The organism is Streptomyces sp. NPDC127084, assembly GCF_042724175.1.
In the GTDB taxonomy this organism is placed as follows: Bacteria; Actinomycetota; Actinomycetes; order Streptomycetales; family Streptomycetaceae; genus Streptomyces.
Window position 1 is genome coordinate 13,328 of record NZ_JBHXFA010000122.1, and the last position, 10,253, is coordinate 23,580.

Sequence of the window (10,253 nt, forward strand, 5' to 3'; positions counted from 1 at the left end):
GCTCCGCTGTGGTTGCCCTATAACCTCACCCCCAACACCCCCCACCCGCGCGGCTCGGGGGGGGTCTCCGCCCGGCCGGGGGGGGGGGGGGGCGACCCTGTCGCCCGCCCTTCGGCATGTGAGCAGGACCATGCGTCCCGACCCTTGGACAATGGATTGGACAACCCGGCCGGGGACAGACGCATCATGGAACACACCAGGCCACGCAGTCTGTACAAAAGTACGGAAAAGGTACGGAGGAGTCCCGTGAAGGTCGGAATCGTCGGAGCCACCGGGCAGGTCGGCACCGTCATGCGCAAGATCCTCGCCGAGCGGAAGTTCCCGGTCGAGGAGCTCCGGCTGTTCGCCTCGGCTCGCTCCGCGGGATCCGCCATCGAGTGGCAGGGCACGGACATCACGGTCGAGGACGCCGCCACCGCGGACTACAGCGGACTGGACATCGTGCTCTTCTCGGCCGGGGGCGCCACCTCCAAGGCGCTCGCCGAGAAGGTGGCCTCGCAGGGCGCCGTCGTGATCGACAACTCCTCCGCCTGGCGCCGCGACCCCGAGGTGCCGCTCGTGGTGTCCGAGGTCAACCCGCACGCGGTCAAGGACCGCCCCAAGGGCATCATCGCCAACCCGAACTGCACCACCATGGCCGCCATGCCGGTACTGAAGCCGCTGCACCAGGAGGCCGGACTGGTCGCCATGGTCGCCACGACCTACCAGGCCGTGTCCGGCTCGGGCCTCGCGGGCGTCGCCGAGCTGCGCACCCAGGCCTGCGCGGTCGCCGAGAACGCCGACCGGCTGGCGTACGACGGCGAGGCCGTCGACTTCCCCGAGCCCGGCGTCTACAAGCGCCCGATCGCGTACAACGTGCTGCCGCTGGCCGGCAGCATCGTGGACGACGGCTCCTTCGAGACCGACGAGGAGCAGAAGCTCCGCAACGAGTCCCGCAAGATCCTGGAGATCCCGGAGCTCAAGGTCTCCGGCACCTGTGTGCGGGTGCCGGTCTTCTCCGGCCACTCCCTCCAGGTCAACGCCCGCTTCGAGCGGCCGGTCAGCGTGGAGCGCGCCTACGAGCTGCTGAGCGGCGCGGCGGGTGTGGAGCTCTCCGAGATCCCCACCCCGCTCCAGGCCGCGGGCAAGGACGTCTCGTACGTGGGCCGCATCCGAGTGGACGAGACCGTGGACAACGGCCTCGCCCTGTTCCTCTCCGGCGACAACCTCCGCAAGGGCGCCGCGCTGAACGCGGTGCAGATCGCGGAGCTGGTGGCGGCCGAGCTGGGCGCCTGAGCTCCTCCCGGACGCCCGCTGACGACCGCCTGACCACCGCCTGGCCGCGGTCCTGACCGGGGCGGTCCGTGCGCCCACGGGTGCGCGGGCCGCCCCGGCTGCTTTCCGGGGCCGCACCTCTGGCACCGTGGCGTTACTCGGATGAGTGGCGCCCCGCTCCGTGGAAAGATGACCGGAAACGTCACATACCGAGGAGATGACCGGGTGCCTGGCACAAACCTGACCCGTGAAGAGGCGCAAGAGCGAGCACGCCTGCTCACCGTTGACTCATACGAGATCGACCTCGATCTCACCGGGGCGCAGGGGGGCGGCACCTACCGGTCCGTGACCACCGTGCGCTTCGACTCCGCCGAGGCAGGGGCGGAGAGCTTCATCGACCTCGTAGCACCCGCCGTCCACGAAGTCGTGCTGAACGGCAAGTCCCTGGACGTGGCCGCGGTCTTCCGGGACTCGCGGATCGCCCTGCCGCATCTGCACGAAGGCCACAACGAGCTGCGGGTCGTCGCGGACTGCGCGTACACCAACACCGGCGAGGGGCTGCACCGGTTCGTCGACCCGGTCGACGACCAGGCGTACCTGTACACCCAGTTCGAGGTGCCGGACGCCCGCCGGGTGTTCGCCTCCTTCGAGCAGCCCGACCTGAAGGCCACCTTCCGGTTCACCGTGACGGCGCCCGAGGGCTGGAGCGTGATCTCCAACTCGCCGACCCCGGAGCCGAAGGACAACGTCTGGCGGTTCGAGCCGACGCCGCGGATCTCCACGTACATCACGGCGCTGATCGTCGGCCCGTACCACTCGGTGCACAGCTCCTACGAGAAGGACGGGCAGAGCGTGCCGCTGGGCATCTACTGCCGCCCCTCGCTCGCCGAGTACCTGGACGCCGACGCGATCTTCGAGGTCACCCGGCAGGGCTTCGACTGGTTCCAGGAGAAGTTCGACTACGACTACCCCTTCGCCAAGTACGACCAGCTGTTCGTGCCGGAGTTCAACGCCGGCGCGATGGAGAACGCGGGCGCGGTGACCATCCGCGACCAGTATGTGTTCCGCTCCAAGGTGACGGACGCGGCGTACGAGGTGCGGGCCGAGACGATCCTGCACGAGCTGGCGCACATGTGGTTCGGCGACCTCGTCACCATGGAGTGGTGGAACGACCTGTGGCTGAACGAGTCGTTCGCCACGTACACCTCGATCGCCTGCCAGGCCTACGCCCCGGACTCGAAGTGGCCGCACGCCTGGACCACGTTCGCCAACTCGATGAAGACCTGGGCCTACCGGCAGGACCAGCTTCCGTCCACGCACCCGATCATGGCCGAGATCCGGGACCTCGACGACGTGCTGGTCAACTTCGACGGCATCACCTACGCCAAGGGCGCGTCGGTGCTGAAGCAGCTGGTCGCGTATGTCGGGATGGACGAGTTCTTCCGCGGTGTGCAGGCGTACTTCAAGCGGCACGCCTTCGGCAACACCCGGCTGACGGATCTGCTGGGCGCGCTGGAGGAGACCAGCGGCCGGGATCTGAAGACCTGGTCGCAGGCCTGGCTTCAGACCGCGGGAATCAACACCCTGCGGCCGGTGATCGACACAGACTCCTCCGGCGTCATCACCTCCTTCGCCGTCAAGCAGGAGGCCCCGGCGCTGCCGCCCGGCGCCAAGGGTGAGGCCGTGCTGCGCCCGCACCGGATCGCGGTGGGCTTCTACGACCTGGACGGGGCCGGGAAGCTGGTGCGCACCGAGCGTGTGGAGCTGGACGTGGACGGCGAGCTCACCGCCGTACCGGAACTGGTGGGCAAGCGCCGCCCCTCGGTGGTGCTGCTGAACGACGACGATCTGTCGTACGCGAAGGTGCGCCTTGACGACGAGTCCCTGAAGGCCGTCACCCAGCATCTGGGCGACTTCGCCGAGTCGCTGCCGCGCGCGCTGTGCTGGGCGTCCGCCTGGGACATGACCCGCGACGGCGAGCTGCCGACCCGCGACTACCTGTCGCTGGTGCTGTCGGGCATCGCCAAGGAGTCGGACATCGGCGTGGTGCAGTCGCTGCACCGCCAGGTGAAGCTCGCGATCGACCTGTACGCGGCTCCCGAGTGGCGTGACGCGGGCCTGGCCCAGTGGACGGACGCAACGCTGGCCCATCTGCATGCGGCGGAGCCCGGCAGTGACCACCAGCTGGCGTGGGCACGGGCGTTCGCGGCGACGGCGCGCACCCCGCAGCAGCTCGACCTGCTGCAGGCGCTGTTGGAGGGCCGGGAGACGGTCGAAGGCCTGGTCGTGGACACCGAGCTGCGCTGGGCGTTCGTGGAGCGGCTGGCGGCGACCGGGGTCTTCGACGAGGAGGAGATCACGGCCGAGCTGGAGCGTGACAAGACGGCCGCCGGTGAGCGCCACGCGGCGACCGCCCGTGCGGCCCGGCCCACCGCGGAGGCGAAGGCGGAGGCCTGGGCGTCCGTGGTCGAGTCGGACCGGCTGCCGAACGCGGTGCAGGAGGCGGTGATCGGCGGATTCGTCCAGACCGACCAGCGCGAACTGCTTGCGCCGTACACGGAGAAGTTCTTCGCGGTCGTGAAGAACCTGTGGGATTCCCGCTCCCACGAGATCGCCCAGCAGATCGCCATCGGCCTGTATCCGTCGCTTCAGGTGTCACAGGAGACACTCACGGCCACGGATGAATGGCTGGATTCAGCCGGTCCGAACGCGGGCCTGCGGCGGCTGATCTCGGAGTCCCGCGCGGGAATCGAGCGAGCCCTGAAGGCCCAGGCGGCAGACGCCGCAGCCATCTGACCTGCTGCTCTGCGCAACTCGACTTACTTGCGAGTAAGGGCGCCCCGGAACCTCACGGTCCGGGGCGCCCACTCGTTTCACCCACCCGACATGATCCGTTCGGTGTCTGAAGTTTGACCTGGCGTCAACAAGCTGCTCAGTGAGCGACTATGCTCCCTCAGCGTCGCCATGTGATCGTTCCCGTTCGATTCTATTTGAGGGTGCTGATGATCCGTGAGGAATCGTCGCCCGGAAGTGGAAGCCCGCGCACAGCGGCCTCTTTCGGGTGGCTGCTGCCCGCCGCCGTGACAGCCGTCGCCACCGCCGTCGCGGTGGTGACGGTGCCCACTCCGGCCCGTGTCCCCGTCGTGGTCATCGGCGCCATCGCCACCATCGCGGTCGCCGTCATCGGTTTCGAGGTCTACCGCCGGGGCAAGGCCATCGAGGCTCTGCGTCGCACCGTCCGGGAGCGGGACACCATCCTGGCCCGCCACGCCTCGGAGACCGCGCACCTCGCCGGTTCGCTGCTCCCCGACGCCATGGACCGGCTGCACCGGGGCGAGTTCCCGGAAGACGTGCTGAGCTCGGTCTCCGCTTCGGAGGCGCACCGGGCCGTGGTCCAGGCCGTCGTGGGCGCGGTCGTGAGCGAGGAAGAGCTGCGCGAGTCGGCGCAGCGGGCCTTCGTGAACATCTCCCGCCGTGTGCAGGCCATCGTCCACCAGCAGGCCAAGGAACTTCGGGAGATGGAGGACCGGCACGGGAAGTCCCCAGAGGTCTTCGGCGATCTGCTCAGGCTCGACCACGGCACCGCGCTGATCGGACGGCTCGCCGACTCCATCGCCGTGCTCGGCGGTGCACGCCCCGGCCGTCAGTGGGGCAGGGCCGTACCGCTCTACAGCGTGCTGCGCGGCGCCATGTCGCGGATCATCGACTACCAGCGGGTCGAACTGCACACCGTCTCCGAAGTCGCGGTCGTGGGGCCCGCCGTGGAGCCGCTGATCCACGCGCTCGCCGAACTCCTCGACAACGCCACGCGCTACTCGCCACCGCAGACCAAGGTCCATCTGACCGCCATGGACGTGCAGTCGGGCATCGCCATCGAGATCGAGGACGGCGGCGTCAACATGAGCGAGGAGACCCGCCGCCGCGCCGAGCAGGTGCTTCGCCAGGCCCAGCAGGGCATCGACCTCAACGACCTGGGAGAGACCCCGCGACTCGGCCTCGCCGTGGTCGGCCGGCTGGCGCAGGCGTACGGCTTCCAGGTCTCGCTGCGCTCCTCCGCCTACGGCGGTGTCCGCGCGGTCGTCGTCATGCCCCAGGAAATGATCACCGGGGTCGAGTCAGCGACCGGTATCGCCCACGGCATCGGAGCCGCCTCCCTGCCCCGTACGACGCTCCCGCCCGCCGCATCGCGCACGGCACCGGCCCCCGCCGCCCCGTTCGTACCCGGACAGCGCCACGAGCCGCAGGCGTACACCCAGGCGGAGGCGTACCCCCAGGCGCAGGCATACACACAGGCGCAGGCGTACCCCCAGGCGGAGGCGTACTCGCAAGTGGAGGCGTACTCGCAGCCGCACGCGCAACCACGCCCGGCGCCCGATCCCCTGCCATCGGACATCAGCCCCATGCCGCCGGACGGCACCATCGTGTCCCCTCCCAGCGGGCGCGTGGTGACCGAGTGGACCCCGAACGGGCTGCCGCAGCGCCGCCGCAAGTCGCGCCTCGTGGCGGCCCCCGACCCGGCAGCTCCGGCCGCGACCGGAGGCCCGTACGGAAGGGACTCCGTACCGGACCCGGCCGCTCCCGTACCGGACTCATCGGCTTACGTACCGACCTCGGCTCCTGACCACGAGCCCACACCTCAGGTGCAGCCCGGAATGTGGCTGGCCGCCTTCCAGAGCGGTCTCTCCGGGGAATCCACCGATGCCAGCAAGGGGAACACACAGCCATGATTCAGCAGCAGGCCAATATGGACTGGATGCTCAAGGACCTCGCGGAGGGGGTGCCGCAGACCCGGCATGTGGTGGTGCTCTCGGCCGACGGTCTGCGCATGGCCCAGTACGGCACCGACACCGACACCGCCGACCGGCTCGCGGCGGCCTGTGCCGGGCTCCAGTCGCTGGCCGGCGCGGTGGCGTCCGAACTCCCTTACAGTGAGGGCCGGATGCGGCTGGTCGTCATCGAGATGGACGGCGGCTTCTTCTACCTGATGGCCGCGGGAGCCGGGGCGTTCCTCGCCGTACTGGCCGACGAGGGTGTCGACGCCGGGCTGATGGGCCAGCGTATGCGGGACCTCGTCCTGCGCATAGGTGAACACCTGACCAGCCCGCCGCGGGTCGACAGCGCCTACTCGGGCGGTTACACCGGCGGAGGGGCGGCCAGGTGAGCCACCCGGGCGGTGGCGGCTGGGAGGAGAGCCCCGAACGGCTCTATGTGATCACGGGCGGGCGCAGTACCTCGTCCGCTCCCGTCGAGCTCGACCTGGTCACCCTGGTGGTGGCCAAGTCCCAGCCGAAGCCCGGAATGCCACCCGAGCACACCGCGATCATGGAGCTGTGCCAGGCGCCGTTATCGGTGGCCGAGGTCTCCGCCTACACGAACCTTCCGTTCAGCGTCGTCACCGTCCTCATCGGCGATCTGCTCGCAGAGAACCGGATGATCGCCCGCGCTCCCGTCCCGGCCGCAAAACTCCCCGACCGCGCGTTGATTGAGGCAGTGATCCATGGACTTCAAAAGCTCTGAGCAGCCCGCCCTGGCCGCAGGGCCACGGAGCGCGGACGCCCTGCCGGTGACTGCCACCGCGGCCATCAAGGTGGTGGTCGTGGGCGGGTTCGGCGTGGGCAAGACGACCCTGGTCGGTTCGGTGAGTGAGATTCGCCCGCTGACCACCGAGGAGACGATGACCCAGGCCGGGGTCGGCATCGATGACACCGCCGGGGTCGGCAGCAAGACCTCGACCACCGTCGCGATGGACTTCGGGCGCATCAGCATCAACGAGGAACTGGTGCTGTACCTCTTCGGCACTCCGGGCCAGGAGCGCTTCTGGTTCCTGTGGCGCGGGCTCTTCGAGGGCGCCCTGGGTGCGGTGGTCCTGGTGGACACCCGCCGACTGGAGGTCAGCTTCGATGTCATCGGCCGACTCGAAGAGCGAGGAGTGCCGTTCGTGGTCGCCCTCAACTCCTTCCCGAGCGCGCCCGGTTACCCGATCGAGGAGCTCAGGGCGGCACTGGACCTGCCGGATTCGGTGCCGATCGTCGCGTGTGACGCCCGGGACCGGGCTTCGAGCCGGGATGTCCTGCTGACCCTTATGCGCTACCTCCAGTCACTGGCCATGTCACGGGTGTCCTGAGCGGCCTGCTCCGGTCCGGGTCACGGCAGCGGCGCAGCAGAACGCGGTACCGCGGTGCCGGCAGCACGGACACGTGGCACCAGCACCGCGGACTTGACCTGTACCTGACTCCCACACGCCGCAAACCGCATATACGACATACGACCGAGCACCCTGACGAGAGGAAGGCCGACGTGGGGCCTGAGCTGTCCGTACCACCGCTCTTCTCTCCCATCGCCCCGGCGATCCACCCGAACCACTCCGGTATCGACGTACAGACCGCGGCATGGGCGGAGACCTTCCGCATCGGCTCGGCGGAGCTGCGCGACGAGCCGGCCGGGCGGAGCTTCGGCTCCCTCTGCGCTCGTATCCTGCCCGAGGGCAGCGATCAGGTCGTCTCCGTCCTCTCGGACTTCATGCTGTGGCTTTCCGCGGTGGACGAGGTGCCGGAGCGCCACGGCGCCGACGACATGGTCGGGCTGCTGCACCGGCTGGTCCGGGTCGCCCAGAACCCCGAGGCGCCCATGATGGACGACGTCCCACTCGCCGCCGGGCTGCGCGATCTGCGGCTGCGGATCGACCGGTTCTGCACCGCTGGCCAGTCCGCACGCTGGGGCGACGCGCTGCGCGAGTACTTCTTCGCCGTCGTATGGGAGGCGGCCCACCTCCGTGCGGGCACCCTGCCCACGCTGGGCGACTACACGCTGATGCGCCTCTACCACGGGGCCACCTCGGTGATGCTCCCCCTCCTGGAGATGGGCCACGCCTATGAGCTCCAGCCCCATGAGCGCGACCACCCCTCGGTGCGCGCCGCCGCCGAGTCGGCCTCCTTCATCACCACATGGGACCGGGACGTCTTCTCGTACCACCAGCAGCGCGTCGGTACAGGCACCGAGGCGGGCCATCTGAACGTCCTGCGGGTGCTGGAGCAGGAGCAGGGGCTCGCCCCCGACGACGCCCTGGGCCTGGCCGTCCGTCAGCGGGACCGGGTGATGACGCTGTTCCTGCGGCTGAGCGAGAGGCTGGCCGAGCGGGGCAGCCCGCAACTGCGGCAGTACCTGCGCGGGCTCGCCTGCTACGTACGCGGCGCCCAGGACTGGGGCCTCAGCTCCAGCCCCGAACTGCTGTCGGTGTTCACCTTCACCGACACCCCGGCCGACGACCGCCACGAGCCGCTCGACATCCCTGCCATCGCCTGGTGGTGGGACCTCGCGGCGCGGCCGTCGCAGTCGTCGCGGCCTTTCTGATACGGGTCCCCGCCCCCGCGTGGCGAGGGGGCGGGGACCGCTCCGCCGTCGGCGCCGGAACCCCTGGAAGCGGCGGCCATGGCCGGTTCCACAACCGCTTGCTGTGGGCGATCGGCTGACAGGGGCTCAAGCAGTCGCATGACCGGGTCGAAAAGAACGGTGAAGTGATCATCGTTCTGATTGGAGTCCCCATGCGATTGTTCGCGCGTGGCGCGGCCACCGCGCTGCTCGCCGCCCTGTCCCTGACCGCCCCCGGGCACGTCGCCACCGCCCAGGACCGCGGGGCCGAGCCCAGACCCGGTCCCGCACCGCTGCATCTCGCGGACGAGCCGCTCAGGGGCAGCTACATCGTCTCGCTGGAGACCGGTGCCACCGCCGCGGCCGTCGCGCAGCGCGCCGGCGTCAAGGCCCGCTACACCTACGACAAGGCCATGCGCGGCTTCTCCGCACGGCTGAGCAAGGAACAGCTCGCGGCGGTGCGGCTGGTGCCCGGTGTCGCCGCGGTGGAGGAGGACTCCAGGGTGTACGTCCACCGGACACCGCCGGAGCGTCCGCCGCACTCGCTCCCGACCGTTCCCTCTGGTCTCACAGACCCCGAAGGCCGCATGGGTCCCACAGTGCGCACGGGTCCCGTGCCGCTACGGTCGGCCTTGGCTGCGAGCTGGGGGCTCGACCGCGCCGACCAGCGGAAACTCCCACTGGACGGGAAGTTCGCCGCCAGCGCGACCGGCAAGGGCGCGACCATCTATGTCGTGGACACCGGGATCGACTACAAGCACGGCGAGTTCGGCGGACGCGCACTCTACGGCTTCGACTCGGTGGGCGACGGACGCCGCGGACGGGACTGCGACGGCCATGGCACCCATGTGGCGGGCACGGTGGGCGGGGCGACCTACGGGTTCGCCAAGCAGGCCACCCTGGTGAGCGTGCGGGTCCTCGACTGCGACGGGGTCGGCGCCTGGTCCGGGATCATCGCCGGACTCGACTGGGTGGCCCGCACCGCCAAACCGCGCGCCGTGCTGACCGCCTCGCTGGGCGGCACCAAGTCCCCCTCCGTGAACGCCGCGGCCGACGCGGTCTTCGCCCGTGGTGTGCTCCCGGTCATCGCGGCGGGGAACTCGGCGGACGACGCGTGCCGGACCTCACCCGCCAGCACTCCCCGGGTCGTCACGGTCGGCGCGGTCGATCGTACGGACACCGAGGCGGACTTCAGCAACTACGGCCGATGCCTGGACCTCTACGCCCCCGGCACCGAGATCGTCTCCGCGCAGATGGGTGGCGGCAGTACCGAGATGAGCGGTACGTCGATGGCGGCCCCGCATGTGGCGGGTGTGGCGGCGCTCTACCGCGGCACCCACCCGGACGCCGCTCCGAAGGCCGTCAGCGACTGGCTGGTCAACCAGGCCACGAAGAGCGCGATCCGCAGTCTGTCGCCGGGCTCGCCCAACCGGCTGCTGTACGCGGCGGGACTCTGACCTGCCACCGGACAGCCAGCGCACCACCGCAGTGCGAGCGGAGCGGACGGGGTCACGGGTCACCGTGCCCCGGCCGTCACCGTTCACGGCGGATTCGGGGCCTGCCGATCCCCCGCAAGCCCTCGTAAGCCCCCGCCAGAACGCCTGAGGGCGCCGGACGGAAGCACTCCGTCC

The 10,253-nt window shown here is 70.0% G+C and carries 8 protein-coding genes; all 8 read left to right on the top strand.

Annotated elements, in window-relative coordinates:
• Nucleotides 1-246 precede the first annotated feature (246 nt).
• The gene (locus ACFWI9_RS24895; protein ID WP_387165270.1) at nucleotides 247-1,275 is read left to right on the top strand and encodes an aspartate-semialdehyde dehydrogenase; all 1,029 of its coding nucleotides are present in this window, start codon (nucleotides 247-249) and stop codon (nucleotides 1,273-1,275) included.
• A gap of 204 nt (nucleotides 1,276-1,479) precedes the next feature.
• Entirely contained in the window at nucleotides 1,480-4,050 is a 2,571-nt protein-coding gene (gene pepN / locus ACFWI9_RS24900; protein WP_387165271.1) for an aminopeptidase N, read from the top strand.
• A gap of 206 nt (nucleotides 4,051-4,256) precedes the next feature.
• Entirely contained in the window at nucleotides 4,257-5,981 is a 1,725-nt protein-coding gene (locus ACFWI9_RS24905; protein ID WP_387165277.1) for an ATP-binding protein, read from the top strand.
• Entirely contained in the window at nucleotides 5,978-6,415 is a 438-nt protein-coding gene (locus ACFWI9_RS24910; RefSeq protein WP_387165272.1) for a roadblock/LC7 domain-containing protein, read from the top strand. Before ACFWI9_RS24905 ends, ACFWI9_RS24910 begins: the two co-directional genes overlap by 4 nt.
• Nucleotides 6,412-6,771 (top strand): DUF742 domain-containing protein, encoded by a 360-nt coding sequence (locus ACFWI9_RS24915; RefSeq protein ID WP_387165273.1) that lies wholly within the window; start codon nucleotides 6,412-6,414, stop codon nucleotides 6,769-6,771. The genes ACFWI9_RS24910 and ACFWI9_RS24915 overlap by 4 nt, the downstream gene beginning before the upstream one ends.
• Nucleotides 6,752-7,378: an ATP/GTP-binding protein gene (locus ACFWI9_RS24920; protein WP_387165274.1), complete on the top strand. Its 627-nt coding sequence runs from the start codon at nucleotides 6,752-6,754 to the stop codon at nucleotides 7,376-7,378. Before ACFWI9_RS24915 ends, ACFWI9_RS24920 begins: the two co-directional genes overlap by 20 nt.
• 173 nt (nucleotides 7,379-7,551) lie before the next feature.
• Nucleotides 7,552-8,604, top strand: a complete 1,053-nt coding sequence (locus ACFWI9_RS24925; RefSeq protein ID WP_387165275.1) for a selina-4(15),7(11)-diene synthase — start codon at nucleotides 7,552-7,554, stop codon at nucleotides 8,602-8,604.
• Nucleotides 8,605-8,795: 191 nt separating this feature from the next.
• Entirely contained in the window at nucleotides 8,796-10,079 is a 1,284-nt protein-coding gene (locus ACFWI9_RS24930; protein WP_387165276.1) for a S8 family peptidase, read from the top strand.
• The last annotated feature ends 174 nt before the right edge of the window (nucleotides 10,080-10,253 follow it).

Bases quoted from the DNA above. Each gene is read 5' to 3' on its own strand.
- ACFWI9_RS24905 (WP_387165277.1), top strand. From the start codon at position 4,257: ATGATCCGTGAGGAATCGTCGCCCGGAAGTGGAAGCCCGCGCACAGCG.
- ACFWI9_RS24910 (WP_387165272.1), top strand. From the start codon at position 5,978: ATGATTCAGCAGCAGGCCAATATGGACTGGATGCTCAAGGACCTCGCG.
- ACFWI9_RS24920 (WP_387165274.1), top strand. From the start codon at position 6,752: ATGGACTTCAAAAGCTCTGAGCAGCCCGCCCTGGCCGCAGGGCCACGG.
- ACFWI9_RS24930 (WP_387165276.1), top strand. From the start codon at position 8,796: ATGCGATTGTTCGCGCGTGGCGCGGCCACCGCGCTGCTCGCCGCCCTG.